This is a genomic window from Corynebacterium testudinoris, assembly GCF_001021045.1.
In the GTDB taxonomy this organism is placed as follows: Bacteria; Actinomycetota; Actinomycetes; order Mycobacteriales; family Mycobacteriaceae; genus Corynebacterium; species Corynebacterium testudinoris.
In genome coordinates, this window is the sequence record NZ_CP011545.1 from 246810 (window position 1) to 262428 (window position 15619).

The following is a 15619-nucleotide window of genomic DNA, read 5'->3' on the forward strand; positions in this document are numbered from 1 at the left end:
GGGCGCTAAGCTGGTGGCCATGGAGCATCCCGCCTATAGCCAGCTTCGACCAGTCACCGATTCCGTGGCTGTCGTCCTGTGTCCCAACCCGGGTTACGCTGCCCTGGAGGGCACAAATTCTTGGGTTATCCGAGCTGCCGGCGATCCCCGCAGCATCGTCATCGATCCCGGCCCGGAAGACGAGGGCCACCTCAACGTCCTCGGCGCGAAGGCCTCGGAGGTCGCGCTGATCCTCCTCACGCATCGGCACTACGATCACGCTGATGGCGCTCAGCGCTTCCGCCAGCTCACGGGCGCACCGGTGCGGGCTTTCGATCCGTCCTATTGCAGCACGGGTCAGACCCCGCTGGTGGACGGCGAGGTGGTGACCGTCGACGGCGTCACCCCGCAGATCGAGGTGGTGTACTCCCCGGGTCACACGAGCGATTCCGCGACGTTTTTCATCTGGTCTGGCGTCCCCCATGAGTCGAACTTGGAGGGGATCATCACCGGCGATACCATCGCTGGCCGCCACACCACGATGATCTCGGAGACGGACGGCGATCTGGGGCAGTACCTGCAGACGCTGCACATGCTCGAGGAGCGCGGCAAGGACGTCATGCTTCTCCCGGGTCACGGCCCGGAGGGCAAGGATCTCTCGGCTTACGCGCGCAAGTACATTGATCGTCGCCAGCACCGCATCGATCAGATCAAGGACGTCCAGGCCCGGTTGGGCGAAGATGTTGATTTGAAGACGATGATCGATGAGATGTATGACGACGTCGATCCGGTTCTGCGGCACGCGGCGGAGCAGTCCACCCGCGTTGCCCTGCGTTACCTGAAAGATCAGCAAGCCTAAAGCGCGCAACAAAGCCCGCCTCTCTTCAATCAGGGAGGCGGGCTTTTTCTGTTGCTGTAGCGGAGCTAGCGGGCGCGGCGCGCCAGGTGCTCGGTGTCCACGATGAGGACGGACTTGCCTTCGAGGCGGATCCACCCGCGGTGGGCGAAGGTGGCCAGGGCCTTGTTCACGGTCTCCCGGGAGGCGCCGACCAGCTGGGCGATCTCTTCCTGGGTGAGGTCGTGGTTGACGCGCAGGGCGCCACCTTCCTGCGAGCCGAAGCGGTTGGCCAGCTGGAGAAGGGTCTTGGCCACGCGGCCCGGGACGTCAGTGAAGATGAGGTCAGCGAGGGAGGCGTTGGTGCGGCGCAGGCGGCGGGCGAGGACGCGGAGGAGCTGCTGGGCGATCTCCGGGTGATCGGTGACCCACTGCTTGAGCATCTCCGAGTTCATCGTGGCGGCCTGGACCTCGGTGACGCACACGGCGGAGGAGGTGCGCGGGCCGGGATCGAAGATGGACAGCTCGCCGAACATGTCGGAGGGGCCCATGACGGTGAGGAGGTTCTCGCGGCCGTCGGAAGCATGACGGGCGAGCTTCACCTTGCCGGTGGTGATGATATAAAGGCGGTCGCCGGGCTCGCCTTCCTCAAAGATGATGGTTCCGCGGGGAAAGCGAACGGTTTCCATGTCCTGGATCAGGTTGCTCACGGCAACGGGATCCACCCCCTGGAAGATTCCGGCTCGCGACAGGATCTCCTGTACACCTTCCACTATGTGCTCCTCGGTGCTAATCGTATTGTGCGCCGGGAGTGTCAATGAGAATCTTGATAAGTCTCCAATGACGTCGAAGACCATGTGTGACTCTCGGCGCAATGTGTTCCAAACCACCCTACCGTGGAATTGGTCACTTGAGTGTGAAGATAGGGGAATTTGTCACAACTTTTCTTCAACGTAAGCGCGCGTTTATGGAGTGTTTGCCACCGGACGTGGGGTCTCCACGGCCGGTGACTAAGCTGGCCGATATGTCTTCTTCGCCGCCCACCCCGCGCCGCCCAGGCACCCACCCGGCCTCGCTGGGGCGCGAAACGGCGCTGGGTCGGACCCGCCGGGCGCGGCGGATCAATCGGACCCTGGCGGAGACTTTTCCCGATGCTGGCCCCGAGTTGGACTTTAGCAATCCGCTGGAGTTGACCGTGGCGACGATCTTGTCGGCGCAGTGCACGGATGTGCGGGTCAACCAGGTCACGCCTGAGTTGTTTCGTCGCTTTCCGACGGCCGCGCACTACGCCGCCGCCGATCCTGGCGAGATCGAAGAGATCATTCGCCCTACGGGCTTCCAGCGGGCGAAGGCACAACACCTCATCGGCATGGGGGAAACGCTGGTGGCGCGTTTCGACGGCCGCGTGCCTAAGGCCCTCGACGATCTGCTCACTCTCCCCGGGGTCGGCCGCAAAACCGCCCACGTCGTCCGCGGCAACGCCTTCGACTTGCCTGGGTTAACCGTGGATACCCACTTCGCCCGCCTGGTGAAGCGCCTCAAGCTCACCGAGGAGACCGACCCGGTGAAGATTGAGTTCGCGCTGGCGGGGATGATTGAGAAGAAGCAATGGACCCTGTTCTCCCACCGCCTCATTTTTCAGGGACGTCGGATCTGCCACGCCCGTCGGCCAGAATGCGGCGTGTGCACCATTGCCCATGACTGCCCCTCGTTTGGAGAGTTCTCATGAAAACCAAGCACCTGATCTGGGTCGTTCTCGGCGTCATTCTCGCCGCCGGGCTCGTCATCGCGGGGACGTGGGCAATGCTGCGGACCGTCAACTCCCCGGCCGAGCCCACCACGGTGGCGGAAGCCACCAGCCCGGAAGCAACCCCGGCACCCGTGCCACCGCGCCCCGCCTGCCCCGCGGGCGGGGTAGGCGGGGTGGAGCTACCCTGCCTGGGCGCAGAGGGTGCGGGAGACGCGGGCGTCGATAAGCAGATAACCGTGGCCAACGTGTGGGCCTGGTGGTGCGGCCCCTGCCGGGAAGAGCTGCCCTACTTCGAGGAATTCGCGCAAGCGCACCCGGAATACAACGTCGTGGGCGTGCACGCCGACACCAACGCCGGTAACGGGGCGGCGCTCCTCACCGAGCTGGGCATTTCCCTGCCCAGCTACCAGGACGCGGACAACACCTTCGCCGGGACCCTGGGGCTGCCCGGGGTGATCCCCATTACCGTCGTATTCGACGGCGACAACCAGATCGCCATGTTCCCCCGGACCTTCACCTCGGCGGAGCAGATCTACCAGGCGGTGCAGGAAGCGGAGAACGCCCCATGAGTGACCTCCCCGGCCACAACATTGACCTGAGGCCCGAACACGCCCCACGGTGGATGCAACCGCTGATCAAGGGGGTGGAGCACGCGCATGGGCACCCCGACGTCCAAGGCGTGGACGTCCGTGGGCGCGGCAGCACCCGGGCCGATGGGCAACGCGCCGCCGTGCTCATCCTCCTCGAAGGGGCGGATACGTTCAGCCGCCAGCGGCCTTTCGACGCCTCCGTGCTGCTCACCCACCGATCCCCCACGATGCGCTCGCACTCCGGGCAGATCGCCTTCCCCGGCGGCCGGATGGACCCCACGGATATCAACCCGGTCGATGCGGCGCTGCGCGAGGCATGGGAAGAGACCGGGCTCGACCGCACCTCCGTGACGCCCGTCGCGGAGCTGGACCCGGTGCACATTCAAGCCTCTGGCTATCCCGTGTACCCGGTGCTGGGGCATTGGCACACCCCCGGGCGAGTGGGCGTGACCAGCCCCGCCGAAACCGACGAAGTCTTCCTCACCCCGCTGGCTGATCTCATCGACCCCGCCAATCGCCTCACCGTCGGCTGGGCAGGCTGGACCGGTCCGGCATTCACCGTCAATGACTACCTGGTGTGGGGCTTCACCGCGGGGCTGCTCTCAGCGCTGATCCACGAATCGGGATGGGAACAGGAGTGGGATCGGGGCAGGACGCTCGACCTCCACGCCACGCTGGAGAAGTCTCGCAACAATGAGTCGCACGGCCCCGGAGTAAGATTTCCCCGATAGCAATTAGTTTGCTGCAGCCACCATCACCGGCAGAAAGCACCCCGACGCACGTGACAGCCGCCTTCATCATCGACGGACTCATCGTCCTTGCCATCCTCCAAGCGCTCTACGGGGGATGGCGCCAAGGTGCGTTCGCGTCGGTGCTTTCCACCATCGGCGTCATCGCTGGCCTCATCATCGGCGCGGCCGTCGCCCCGCTGGTCATGCAGCTCAGCGAGTCAGTGGCGATGCGTTTCCTCTTCGGCCTGGGCACGATCGTCCTGCTCGTTGGTGTGGGCAGCCTCGTCGGCGGGATCCTCGGTTCGCGGGTGCGTGAGCAGATGCGGATGAAGTCATCGCAGACCATTGATTCGCTCGTCGGTTCCGCCTTCACCGCCGCCGCCACGCTCTTGGTGGTGTGGCTGGTGTCGATTCCCCTGGCCACCGCCCTGCCGGGCTCCCTGGGGCAGGGCATCCGCAACTCCTACATCCTCACCCAGGTCGATCGCTACACACCGCCCGCCCTGGCCGAGCTGCCCAAGCGCGTCTCCGCGATGCTCGATGATTCCGGGCTGCCGCCGCTCTTCGCCCCCTTCGATGAGCCCGTCGCCCGGGAAGTCCCAGCCCCCAGCTCCCAGCTCAGCAACCCGCGCATGGTGGAGGCCGTCCGTCCCGGCGTCATCCACGTGCTTGGCGACGCCGACACGTGCAAACGTCGCCTCATGGGCTCCGGGTTCGTAGCGTCCCCCGACCACGTCATCACCAACGCCCACGTCGTCGCCGGTACCGGCGCCGTCCGGCTGGACACCGTGCTCGGCGTCAAAGACGCCGACGTCGTCTTCTACAACCCCGAGGTCGACATCGCCGTCCTCTATTCGCCTGACTTGGGCCTGCCCGTGCTCGACTGGGCCAGCTCGCCGGCCGCCTCGGGCGACGACGCCGTGGTCATGGGCTTCCCCGACTCCGGGCCGTTTGAGGCCGCCCCCGCCCGCATCCGCGAGCGCATCACCATCGCCGGCCCGGACATCTACTCCGAGGGCCGCGTGGAGCGGGAAGCCTACACCGTGCGCGGCACCATCCGGCAGGGTAACTCCGGCGGCCCCATGGTCGATCAGAACGGCGACGTGCTGGGCCTGGTCTTCGGCGCCAGCGTCGACCAGACCGACACCGGCTACGTCCTCACCGCAGCCGAAGTGCAGCGCCAGACTGGCGACGTGGCGTCAATGACCACCAAGGTTGGCACGGGGGAGTGCATCGCGCGCTAGGGCGATGGGGCCGTCGAGCGCAGGAAAGTCGCTACCATGTCGGCGAAGGCCGTCGGGGCCTCAATGTGGGGGAGATTCTTCGTCCCCTCCATCCCGCGGACCTCGACGAACCCCCTCACCCGGGCCCGGGAACGGGCGCTGAGATGGCGCCATGCGCGCCGGGGCGGCTCGATGAGCATGGTGGGTGCCGCCACCTTGTCACCCAGCGAGCGCGCCGGGACCGCACTGAGGAGCAGCCGATTGTTGCGGATGAACGCGGGGCGGCTGTTGCCAATCCGGGAGGCCAGCTGCCGCAGCTGCAGGATCTCAGCGAATGCCTCGGTGTGGTGATATTCGGCCGCAGTGTTGAATGTGAGGTTGCGCTGGTACACCCGGTCCATGATCCACGGCGGGCCGACCATCGCGAGCGCCGGGATGCGGCTGACTAGGCTCCGGCCGATCATCCACGGGTAATTCCACGGCCGCGCCGCCGCCGAGCGGCGCATATCCGTCGGGTGGGCAGCGCACACCGAGACGAGTGCCCGGACCCGCTCCGGGTAGGAGGTGGCAAGCATCCAGGCGACGGTGCCGCCAGTATCGGCGCCCACGACCGCCGCATCCTGGTGCCCCAGGGCTTGGATGAGACCGGCGATATCGCCCGTGGCCGTGCGGAGATCATCGGCCGCGGTGGCCGGGGGTTTGTCGGACATGCCGTACCCGCGGGCGTCGACAGCCGCGACATGGAACCCAGCCGCCGCCAGGGGGGCGATGACCTCGCGGAAGTCGAACCACCCGCCGAAGGAACCGTGCAGCAGCACGACCAGTGGGTGGGAAGGGTCACCGGCGACGGCGGCATGCAGGCGCAGCCCGCGGGTATGCACCAACTCGTGCGTGAATGGTCCCTCCAGCTCGACGACCGAGGGGGAGACCGGCTGGCGCTTGACCTGTTTCGACCGCTTGGACCACGTGAGCATCGGGGCGAGCCCTCCATCTAGAAAGAAAAACCGCCCATTCTCCGAGTGAGGATGGGCGGAGCAAAAAAGTGGAAGCTACCTAGCTGTACATTCCACGGGTCTTGGCCTCAAGCTTGTTCGTGGCCTGGCCGGGAACCAAGTTCTTCAGCTCGCCCACCGAATCAATGGTCTTCTTCGGCGGGCCGATCTTCTTAATCTTCCGCCAACCCACGAGCGCGAGCACGGCGGCCAGCGCGAGCATGAACAAGAAGACAATGAGGAACGCGGCCCACGGCGCCAACCACACGCTCAGGAGTGCAGCGAGGAAGAAGAAAAAGAAGAAGGAGGCGTAGAGCGCGATGGCGCCGGCCACGGTGAACAAACCGCCGCCGAGGGCGCCCTTCTTGGCCTCGCCGGCCAGCTCAGTCTTCGCCAACTCCAGCTCGGCGCGGAAAAGGCTCGACATCTGGGCGGTGGCATTAGACACCAAATCGCCGATGGATCCTTCCCCTGCGCGCGTGGAGTCGACGTCGCTCAGCGGAATAGAATCGACCCGAGGGTTGAAATCCTGGGGTCCGTCGGTGAAAAGTCCCTTGTTGCTCACGGTGTGCCTTCCTGCTTCCGGTTGCATGCGTTTTTAGCCAATGGTGCCACGGATTCGCCATGAATGCGCAGACATACGAGGGCTATCGTAGTTGATATGCCTGAGCCAGACCCCCTAGAACCCCTCCTGGATGATTGGAAGGTGGCGGATGTCGCGATCGCGGCGGTTGCCGCGATCGCGGCGGTCCACCGTCGGCCGGTTTCTTTAAGGCGTTCCGACCTCACCGGTTCCGAGTCCGTGCTGCGCGGCGCGCGCACGTCCGCGCTTATCGACGACCCCGGGGTCCGGCTCAGCGATTCCCCCACCGGTGGCCTCGGGGCGGCCATCAGCGTGTACTCGCTGCTCGCTCCTGATTCCCTCGACGCTTCGGCGCGGACATTCCTCCGCGCTCCGTTGCAGATCCTCGCGCGCATGGATGTGCTGGCGGGCGGGGATGGCCACCCGATTGATGCGCGGGCGGGAGCGCGCTTGCAGGGGCTCTCGCGCTTGGTCTCGGTAGACACCGCGTGGGCGGCGTTGCTCCCGGTCATCGTCCACGGCGAAATCCTCGCCCACCGCCCCTTTGGGACCCGTTCGGGGGTCATTGCCCGAGCCGCCTCCCGATTGGCGGCCGTGTCTAATGGCTTCGACCCCCGCGGGTTGGCCGTGCCCGAGACGTACCTCAACCGCCACCGCGAGGAATACCTGGCCAGCGCAGATGGCGGCTACGGCAGAGAGTTCGCCGAGGTGGTTTTACAGGCGTGGGTGGCAGGTGCCGCCGAAGCGGAGGCTATCGCGCGGGCCGCCTAACGCTGTTTTCAGGCCGTGCCGCGGCGGTTGCGCTGCGACCACCACCAGCCGCCAAAGGTCACCGCGGTGACGGCGGCGAGCACACCTGCACCGATGCTGATCTCCTTGGACGAGGGCATTTGGAACAGCGGCACCGGATCCTTGAAGGTGCGGATGTCCCACCCGTTTTCCAAGGCGTGCTTTTTCATCGCCCGGTCGGGGTTGACGGCGACCGGATTGCCCACCGCCTGCAGCATGGGGATGTCGGTCGCCGAGTCGGAGTAGGCGTAGCTGATGGGCAGGTCGTAGTTGTTGTCCGCGGCGAGTTTGGCGATGGCTTCCGCCTTGGCGTCGCCCTTGCAGAAGAAGAGGATCTCACCGGTGAAGTGGCCATCCGCGACTTCCAGCTCGGTGGACACCACCTTGTCGATGCCGAGTTCCTCCGCGATGAGCTCCACCAGCTGCGAGGCCGAAGCGGAGATAATAATCACGTCGTGCCCGGCGTTTTGATGGAAGGTAATGAGCTCGCGGGCCTCGGCGTAGATGGCCGGGGTGACCACGTTGTGCATTGTCTCGCGGGCGATGTCCTTGACCTGCTGCACTGACCAGCCGGCGACCATGGAGGCCAGCTGGTCACGGGTAACGTTCATCTGCTCGCTGGATTGACCCGCGACCATGTAGGTGGCCTTGGCCAGCGACATTTGCAGGGCTTCCGCCGGGGTGATGAGCCCGTTTTGCATGAACTCCCGCCCGAAGGCGAAGGCCGAGGACGTGGCGATGATGGTCTTGTCCAAGTCAAAGAAGGCCGCCACGCGGTGCGTGGAAGCCTGCTCCGGGGCGGAGGACCGTGCTGTCATGAGCACAGAGTCTAGCGTGCCAATCTGTGAAAAGTAAGTGCCATGTGTAACTGCTGATTACTTAAGTGACTGATGTGACTAGTGGGTAGTCGCGGGACGAGGCTCAAATGCCCTCGAAAGATATTTCGAAGAATTTCGCTTGTCGATGTTGTCAGCGCTAGGAAGATATGCAATAATTCGTGGTGCAAGGCCCCGATATACCGTGTGGCCTGCCCCGGCACACCCCCCCGAGCCGGGTTACTGATGGCCCGCGCACACCCCCCCCCGAGGCGCGGGCCATCCCTATGCCTCCAGCCGGGTTTGTTCACAGGAATGTTGTTGATGCTTCCCCGAACTCACCACCTATCCACAGGCCCAGGTGACGGCCATTGTTGGTTACGTGGAAAGACACCAAGCTGAGTGCCATGAAGGAACTCATCTTCGTCGCCGTCGGTGACCCGGTCCTGCACCCCGAAGCCACCCACGTGGCCGCCGCCACCGGCTACCCGCTGGTCGATAGCGTCGACCCCCGCGAACTAAGCCGCCTGCACGGCCGGGCGCGCGCCATCCTCGTCGACTCGGTCACCGCCGGTCACCTGGCCAGCCTTCCCCGCCGCGAATCGATCTACTTCCTCGCCTCCGACCCGGGACCGATCGATTGGAAGGCAGCGCTGACCTGCCACGCCGAGCACGCCTTTCTGCTGCCAGCCCAAGCGCCGGAGCTCCTGCGGGAATTGGGGCACATGGCCTCGCCTCGTGACTCCTCGAGCGCCGGGGTGAGGCCGCAGGCTGAACACGCCTCCGGGACCGTGATCGCCATGGTGGGCTCTGCCGGCGGCGCGGGAAGCTCAACTCTGGCCGCCGCAGTAGCCAGGCGGGCTCGCCGAACTGACCGGGACGTCACGCTCGTTGACGGCTGCCCCACCTCCGGTGGCCTCGACCTCCTGATGGGAGTGGAAGAAAAGCCGGGAGCACGGTGGCCCGACCTGCGCCTGGGGGAGGGCGCAGTATCAGCCGGGGACCTGAGAGCCGCTCTGCCGTCCACCTCGGATGGGATTGTCATCCTCTCTGCAGCCCGGTCCACCATCGCGGACCCCTTCTCCTTGGACACCGAGGTGGTGCTCCCGGTCGTGGAAAGCTTGCGCTCAGGGAGCGGGGTGACGGTCCTGGACCTGCCTGCGGAAGCCGACCCCGCGGTCCTGGAGGCCTGTGATCTGGTGGTGCTCCTCGTTCCCGCTGAGGTACGCCCAGCGGCCGCGGCAGCCAGCCTGGTTAAGCAATTGCAGCGCGCGCGGACCAGCATGGTGCTGCTGGCTCGCCACCGAGCATGGTCGGGGTTGAGTACCGAAGACTTGGAAAAGCTCACTGGCTGCGAGGTCATTGCGGAACTTGGGACGATCAGCCGGTTGGCTCGCACGGTGGAGCTCAGCGGCCTTCCCACCCACCTGCCCCGGCCCCTGGCAGTGGCTGCGGATGCCGTGCTCATCGAGGCAGGACTCTAAGACGATGACGCGCGCAGAGGCTGTGCTGGAAAGTGTTCACCGGCGCATCGCTGATCAACCCGCGGTAGCCGGGGATGTTGGCGAACTGGCCAAGATTATTCGTCAGGAAGCAGGGGTGATTTCGGATGGCGACGTACTAGACCTGCTGCGCCGATTAAGACATGATTCCTCCGGCATCGGTGCCCTGGAACCACTCCTGCTCATCGAGGGAGTCACGGATATCGTGGTGAACTCCCCGGACCAGGTGTTCTTCGATCGCGGGCTGGGCCTGGAAGCCGCGGAGGTCACCTTCGGGGACAACGCCGCGGTGCGGCAGCTGGCCACCCGCTTGGCGGTGGCCTGCGGGCGCCGCCTCGATGACGCGCAACCTTTTGTCGACGGCCGGCTCGCCCGCGACGACGGCAGCATCATCCGCGTCCACGCTGTGCTGTCCCCACCGGCGGAAAACTCACCCTGCTTGAGTTTGCGGGTGCTGCGCCCGGCGCAGACCACGGTGGCAGAACTCATCGACCGAGGCACTCTCACCCCAGAGATTGCCGCCGTCCTGCGCGAGATCATCGAGGAGCGTCGTTCCTTCCTCGTCGTGGGCGGCACCGGCACGGGCAAGACCACCATGCTGTCCGCTCTGCTTGCCGAGGTGGATCATCGTGAGCGGATCGTGTGCATCGAGGACACCGCGGAGCTTCGACCGCCCCACCCGCACGTGCTCAACCTGGTGTCTCGCTCCCGCAATATCGAGGGCACGGGGGAGATCACCATGGCCGACCTGCTGCGCCAGGCCCTGCGCATGCGTCCCGACCGCATCGTCGTCGGGGAGATCCGAGGAGCAGAGGTCGTCGACCTGCTGGCCGCCCTCAACACCGGACACGACGGCGGGGCGGGCACCGTTCACGCCAACTCGTTGGCGGAAGTGCCCGCGAGGTTGGAGGCTCTCGCAGCTCTCGGCGGGCTCGATCGGACAGCACTGCATTCCCAGCTGGCTGCCGCGGTGGACTACGTCATTGTGATGAAGCGGGAGCCGGACGGCACGCGCCGCGTACACCAGATCGGCACCCTCCAGGGTGTGCCCGTCACCGCACTCCCCGTGTGGGAAGCCGGGAGGCCAGCACCATGAATGCCCTCCTCTTACTCGCCTGCGCCCTAGCCATCAATGGCACGCACCCGGCGCGCCGCCTCGTCTCCCTCGTGGCGGCGGAGAAACGTCGGCTGCACCCACTCATCGGACTCACGCTGGCCACCGCTGCGTTCACCGTCGTACTCCTGGATCGACTCAGCGTGGCGGTAGCCGCCATCATCACGGCGGCGACCATCGCGTGGACCGTGCGGGACTTGCGCCGAGGGAAGGCAATGACGCGCCGGGAAGGTGCTGCGGCGACGTACCTGGGCCACCTCGCGGGGCATCTGCGCGCTGGGGCGGAAGTATCGGCGGCGATGTCGACATCCGTCGAGGCGATGGGGGACTCCGCTCCCGCGGAACTGTCTCACACGCTGCGCGCTGCCGCCGGGCTTGCCTCGCGGGGCGGATCCGGGGCGGGAGTCCTCGCGGCCGACGATCGCCTCCCCGAACTGCACGGCCTGGCCACGTTGTGGCAGTTGGCCGATCGCCATGGGCTGCCGCTAGCTCCTCTGGTGGAACAGGCTCAGGCGCGAATCGATACCCGCGTGCGCCATCGCAATGCCACCACCGCCACCCTCCAAGGGCCCCAGGCCACTGCCGTCATTCTCACCGCGTTGCCCTTGGCGGGCATCGCCATGGGATCGGCGATGGGGGCTGACCCCGTGGGCTTCCTCTTCGGCGGCGGACTCGGTGGCCTGTTGCTGCTGGCCGGCGTCAGCCTGGCTGCCGCCGGTTTTGTGTGGTCCCGGACGATCCTGCGAGGTGCGGCGGCATGAACCTCGTCCTCCTCGGCCTGGCGCTACTGATACCGCCCCCGCCCCTCGGTACCCGTCTGAGCCCGAACACGCGCAAGAATCCCCGCGATGGTCCCCGCCGCAACGCCGGCATTGATCGCCTCGCGCTCGCCTCCGACATCGACCTGTTTGCCACTTGTTTGCGCGCCGGGCTATCCGCCGCCGCCGCCACCCAAGCGGTAGCCCAGGTCGTGACGGATGAGAAAACTCGCGAGCAGTGGGGCACGACCGCCGCGCTGCTCTCCATCGGGGTCCCGGCGGATCGAGCGTGGGCCGAGGTGATCGGCATACCCGGTTTGGGGGACATCGCTGAGCTAGCCCGGATGTCGCACCAATCGGGAACGTCGATGGCCCAAGCCTGCGAGCGGATCGCCACTGGACTGCGCACCGCAGCCGCCGACGATGCCACCGCCCGCGGTGAGCGCGCCGGAGTTCTCATCGCCCTGCCCCTTGCCCTGTGTTTCCTCCCTGCTTTTATGCTGCTGGGCCTGGCCCCCGTGGTCATCAGCTTGGGAACCCAATTCATCAACTTTTAGGAGAAGAAATCATGAACCTCAACCGGACCTTCAAAGCACTCAACAATGACGATGGAATGAGCACGATCGAATATGCCATGGGCAGCCTCGGCGCCGCCGCGCTGGCCGCCGCCCTGTACCTGGTGGTCAGCTCCGGTGGCGTCGCCAACGCCCTGGAGAAAATCATCACCGACGCCCTGTCCAACACCCCCTAACCATGCTTATCGACGACCGCGGCTCCGTCACCATCGAAGCCGCCCTCGCCCTCTCCAGTGTGGTGCTGGTGTGCGGGCTCATCGTGGGCGCGATCGCCACCATGGCGGCCCACGTCGCCGCGGTGGATGTCGCCGGGGCGGCCGCCCGCTCGCACGCCATCGGGGTGGATTTCGTTCCCCCGCGCGGTGAGGTCGTGATCAGTCAGTCAGGGGCAACGGTGACCGCCACAGCACGCGTGCCAGCCGTCTTTGGCACCCGCACTCACGTCGCGGTGTTTCCCGTGGAACAGCCATGAAGACAGGCGAGGAGGGTTACGCGACAGTCGCGACAGCCGGCTTCGCCGCCGCGTTAGTCACCCTCTGCGGGGTCGTCATCGCCGCAGCCTCCCTCGTCGTCGCCCACCATGAGGCGCGCGTTGCCGCCGACATGGCGGCGGTGGCGGGTGCCTTCGCCGCCTACCGCGGGGAGGACGCCTGCCTGGTGGCGGGTGCGGTGGCGGGGGACAACGGGGCGTCGATAAGCAGTTGTGTCGTCGACGGAGTCGATGTCACCGTGACAGCGCGGGTGCGCGGAAGGGAGGTTAGCTCGACGGCGGGGCCGGTGTAGCGGTCATCGTGACCAAGGCGCCGAGCAGGCGCAACGCTCCGGCTTTGTCCAGCGGGCTGTTGCCATTGCCGCATTTCGGCGACTGCACGCACGAGGGGCAGCCCGATTCGCACGTGCACGAGCGCACGGCCTCAAACGTGGCCTCGATCCATTCCGGGAAGCGGGCGAAGCCCTCATCGGCGAAGCCCGCCCCGCCGGGGTGACCGTCATAAACGAAAACAGTGGGCAACTGGGTATCCACGTGCATGGCGGTGGACACTCCGCCGATGTCCCAGCGATCACACGTGGCGATCAAAGGAAGCAAACCGATCGCCGCGTGCTCGGCCGCGTGGAGCGTACCTGGGGTATCGCCCGCCGTGACCCCCATCGCGGCCAGTGCCAGCGGGTCAATGGTGTACGACACAGCACGGGTGCGCAGCTTCTGTTCCGGCAGGTCAAGGGGGATAATGTCGGCGGTGGTGCCATCGGGAAGCTTGGTGATGTAGCCGATCACCCGGTCGGTGACTTCCACCTCGACGTTGGCCACCCACAGGCCGGGGGAGTAGTTGACCAGCTCATCCTCGCCGGGCTGGGAGAGGATGCGAATATCGGTTTCCGTGCGGGCGATCGTGGTGTAATCAGGCTGCTCCGGCCGGGCCAACGCCACGAAATTCTCCAGGTCGAGGTCCTCGATAACGAAGCTCTCCCCCTGGTGCAAATACACCGCGCCGGGGTGAACCTGGGCCGGAGCGCGGGCGGAATCGATCGTGCCCAACAGGCGACCGTCGGACATATCGACGATCATGACTTCCTCGCCGGAACCGCCGCGCAAGCTCACCGAAGAATGCGCGGACTCGGGGGTGAGCGGCCCATCGAGGATGGGGACGGCGAACCAACCTCGGGGGCGTCGGCGCAGCAGCCCGGCAGCGGTGAGCTCATCGACGACCCGCTGTGCCCCGAGGTCGTCGACCTCCTCCACGGTCAATGGCTTCTCGACGGCCGCGCAATACACATGCCCCAGCAGCACATACGGGTTGTGCGGGTTGAACACAGAGTTTTCCACCGGCCGGCCAAGGAGCGCATCGGGGTGATGGACGAGGTAAGTATCCATCGGCTCGTCGCGCGCCACGAGCACGACGAGGGAACCCTGCCCACGCCGCCCTGCGCGCCCGGCTTGCTGCCAAAAGCTCGCCACTGTGCCGGGGAAGCCGGCGGTGACGACGGCGTCAAGGCCGCCGACGTCAATGCCCAGCTCAAGGGCATTGGTGGTGGACACCCCCAACAGCTCACCGCTATCGAGTTGCCTTTCCAACCGGCGACGATCCTCCGCGAGATAGCCCGCCCGATATGCGGCAATGCGGGCGGCGAAGTCTCCCCGACCCATCCCGGACAAGTCCTCGGCGGTGCGCAGCGCCACAAGCTCTGCGGAACGGCGCGAACGAACAAACGTCAGGGTGCGGGCGCCTTCGGCGACGAGGGTGGCCATGATGTCCGCCGACTCAGTGGTGGCGGCTCGGCGAACCGGGGCGCCGTTTTCGCCCTCCATGCCCTCGATGAACCCGGGCTCCCACAGCATGACCGTCCGCTCACCGGTGGGCGCACCATCCTCGGTGACCGCGCGGACCGGGCGACCTAACAGGTTAGCGGCATGCGCGGCGGGATCAGCTGCCGTGGCGGACGCCAAAATGACCGTGGGGTGGGCTCCGTAGTGCGACGCGATCCGCAGAAGTCGGCGCATGACGAGCGCGACATTCGCACCGAAGACCCCACGGTAGGTGTGGCACTCATCGATGACGATGAACTTCAAGTGGCGCAGCAGCCGGGCCCAGCGCTGGTGATGAGCCAAGATCGACACGTGCAACATGTCGGGGTTGGTGAACACAAAGCGAGTGGCATCGCGAATGCCAGCGCGAGCCTCGGTGGGGGTATCACCGTCATAAGGAGCGGGGTGGACGGATCGGAGTTCGCCAATCGCCTTGGTGAGGCGGGACGTCGCAGCCAGCTGATCGGAGCCCAGGGCCTTCGTCGGGGTGAGATAGAGGGCGGTTGCCGTCTGGTCCTCCGCCAACGCCGAGAGAATCGGGAGTTGGTAACCCAAGGACTTGCCCGAAGAGGTACCGGTGGCCACGACGACGTCATGTCCCTCCCACGCCAGCTGCGCGCACTCGGCCTGGTGCGAATAAAGGTCAGTGATCTCCGACTCATTCAAAAAATTTTTTAGATCGGGGTGAACCCACAGTGGCCACTGCGCGTGACGCGCGTGACGAGCCCCAATAGTGGTGGCATAAGTGCACGTCGACGCGGGAAAGCGGCGGACGATCGTAGCTGAGAGTTCGGCACCCACAGAGCGACTTTCGACCATGTGATTTACCCCCTCTCTGTGGGGAGCCAAGCGGGAAATTCCGAGAAGAATCGCGATAAGACTATCGCGAACAACCAATCCGTGACACACTAGTCCATGGTCGCGGTTTCTGTGCGTTACGTTTACGTGCTCGCAAGGGATTTATGACGCGAGCACCCGGGATTTACCTCTCCATTCGGAGTTGGTGGTTAATCGGGGGTTCGATTTCGACCCGGACGATGGCATATGCCGTTGTCCGTACCACCCCAGATCAAGAAAT

The 15619-nt window shown here is 65.8% G+C and carries 18 protein-coding genes; 13 read left to right on the top strand and 5 right to left on the bottom strand.

What is annotated here, in order from left to right; genetic code table 11:
* Window positions 1-19 precede the first annotated feature (19 nt).
* The gene (locus CTEST_RS01205) at window positions 20-838 is read left to right on the top strand and encodes an MBL fold metallo-hydrolase (protein WP_083985651.1); all 819 of its coding nucleotides are present in this window, start codon (window positions 20-22) and stop codon (window positions 836-838) included.
* Between the two features lie 65 nt (window positions 839-903).
* Here the strand turns inward: CTEST_RS01205 and glxR are convergent, their stop codons facing one another.
* Window positions 904-1587, bottom strand: a complete 684-nt coding sequence (glxR, locus tag CTEST_RS01210) for a CRP-like cAMP-activated global transcriptional regulator GlxR (RefSeq protein WP_047252186.1) — start codon at window positions 1585-1587, stop codon at window positions 904-906.
* A gap of 251 nt (window positions 1588-1838) precedes the next feature.
* Between glxR and nth the strand changes: the two genes are divergently transcribed.
* From nth to CTEST_RS01230, 4 genes are read left to right on the top strand one after another with little or no spacing between them, the layout of a single operon-like run.
* Complete coding sequence (gene nth, locus CTEST_RS01215) at window positions 1839-2543, top strand: endonuclease III (RefSeq protein WP_083985653.1); 705 nt, start codon at window positions 1839-1841, stop codon at window positions 2541-2543.
* A complete protein-coding gene (locus tag CTEST_RS01220) occupies window positions 2540-3133 on the top strand; it encodes a redoxin domain-containing protein (protein WP_047252187.1) in 594 nt (197 codons plus the stop codon). The genes nth and CTEST_RS01220 overlap by 4 nt, the downstream gene beginning before the upstream one ends.
* Window positions 3130-3885 (top strand): NUDIX hydrolase, encoded by a 756-nt coding sequence (locus CTEST_RS01225; RefSeq protein ID WP_047252188.1) that lies wholly within the window; start codon window positions 3130-3132, stop codon window positions 3883-3885. Before CTEST_RS01220 ends, CTEST_RS01225 begins: the two co-directional genes overlap by 4 nt.
* Window positions 3886-3935: 50 nt before the next feature.
* On the top strand, window positions 3936-5129 hold the full coding sequence (locus tag CTEST_RS01230; protein ID WP_047252189.1) for a MarP family serine protease: 1194 nt from the start codon (window positions 3936-3938) through the stop codon (window positions 5127-5129).
* Here the strand turns inward: CTEST_RS01230 and CTEST_RS01235 are convergent.
* Window positions 5126-6082: an alpha/beta fold hydrolase gene (locus CTEST_RS01235; protein WP_047252190.1), complete on the bottom strand. Its 957-nt coding sequence runs from the start codon at window positions 6080-6082 to the stop codon at window positions 5126-5128. The two genes, CTEST_RS01230 and CTEST_RS01235, sit on opposite strands and share 4 nt — an antisense overlap.
* Before the next feature lie 79 nt (window positions 6083-6161).
* Window positions 6162-6692 (bottom strand): phage holin family protein, encoded by a 531-nt coding sequence (locus CTEST_RS01240; protein WP_047252191.1) that lies wholly within the window; start codon window positions 6690-6692, stop codon window positions 6162-6164.
* Window positions 6693-6761: 69 nt separating this feature from the next.
* Here CTEST_RS01240 and CTEST_RS01245 point away from each other — a divergent pair, with 69 nt between their 5' ends.
* The gene (locus CTEST_RS01245) at window positions 6762-7454 is read left to right on the top strand and encodes a hypothetical protein (RefSeq protein ID WP_236686113.1); all 693 of its coding nucleotides are present in this window, start codon (window positions 6762-6764) and stop codon (window positions 7452-7454) included.
* Window positions 7455-7462: 8 nt separating this feature from the next.
* On the opposite strand, the gene CTEST_RS01250 is transcribed toward CTEST_RS01245, so the two are convergent.
* Window positions 7463-8290 (bottom strand): HAD family hydrolase, encoded by an 828-nt coding sequence (locus CTEST_RS01250; protein ID WP_047254134.1) that lies wholly within the window; start codon window positions 8288-8290, stop codon window positions 7463-7465.
* 404 nt (window positions 8291-8694) lie between these two features.
* On the opposite strand from CTEST_RS01250, the gene ssd reads away from it, so the two are divergent.
* Genes ssd through CTEST_RS01285 form a run of 7 tightly spaced genes read left to right on the top strand, consistent with a single transcriptional unit; the run spans window position 8695 to window position 13019 of the window.
* Window positions 8695-9771 (top strand): septum site-determining protein Ssd, encoded by a 1077-nt coding sequence (gene ssd, locus CTEST_RS01255; RefSeq protein ID WP_047254135.1) that lies wholly within the window; start codon window positions 8695-8697, stop codon window positions 9769-9771.
* 4 nt (window positions 9772-9775) lie between these two features.
* Window positions 9776-10885, top strand: coding sequence for a TadA family conjugal transfer-associated ATPase (locus tag CTEST_RS01260; RefSeq protein WP_047252192.1), 1110 nt, complete (start codon window positions 9776-9778; stop codon window positions 10883-10885).
* Window positions 10882-11664: a type II secretion system F family protein gene (locus tag CTEST_RS01265; protein WP_047252193.1), complete on the top strand. Its 783-nt coding sequence runs from the start codon at window positions 10882-10884 to the stop codon at window positions 11662-11664. Before CTEST_RS01260 ends, CTEST_RS01265 begins: the two co-directional genes overlap by 4 nt.
* A complete protein-coding gene (locus tag CTEST_RS01270) occupies window positions 11661-12218 on the top strand; it encodes a type II secretion system F family protein (protein WP_047252194.1) in 558 nt (185 codons plus the stop codon). Before CTEST_RS01265 ends, CTEST_RS01270 begins: the two co-directional genes overlap by 4 nt.
* Before the next feature lie 11 nt (window positions 12219-12229).
* A complete protein-coding gene (locus CTEST_RS01275; protein ID WP_047252195.1) occupies window positions 12230-12412 on the top strand; it encodes a DUF4244 domain-containing protein in 183 nt (60 codons plus the stop codon).
* Window positions 12413-12414: 2 nt separating this feature from the next.
* Window positions 12415-12708 (top strand): hypothetical protein, encoded by a 294-nt coding sequence (locus CTEST_RS01280; protein ID WP_047252196.1) that lies wholly within the window; start codon window positions 12415-12417, stop codon window positions 12706-12708.
* Entirely contained in the window at window positions 12705-13019 is a 315-nt protein-coding gene (locus CTEST_RS01285) for an Rv3654c family TadE-like protein (protein ID WP_047252197.1), read from the top strand. Before CTEST_RS01280 ends, CTEST_RS01285 begins: the two co-directional genes overlap by 4 nt.
* Here CTEST_RS01285 and CTEST_RS01290 read toward each other — a convergent pair.
* A complete protein-coding gene (locus CTEST_RS01290; protein ID WP_047252198.1) occupies window positions 12994-15360 on the bottom strand; it encodes a DEAD/DEAH box helicase in 2367 nt (788 codons plus the stop codon). The two genes, CTEST_RS01285 and CTEST_RS01290, sit on opposite strands and share 26 nt — an antisense overlap.
* Between the last annotated feature and the right edge of the window lie 259 nt (window positions 15361-15619).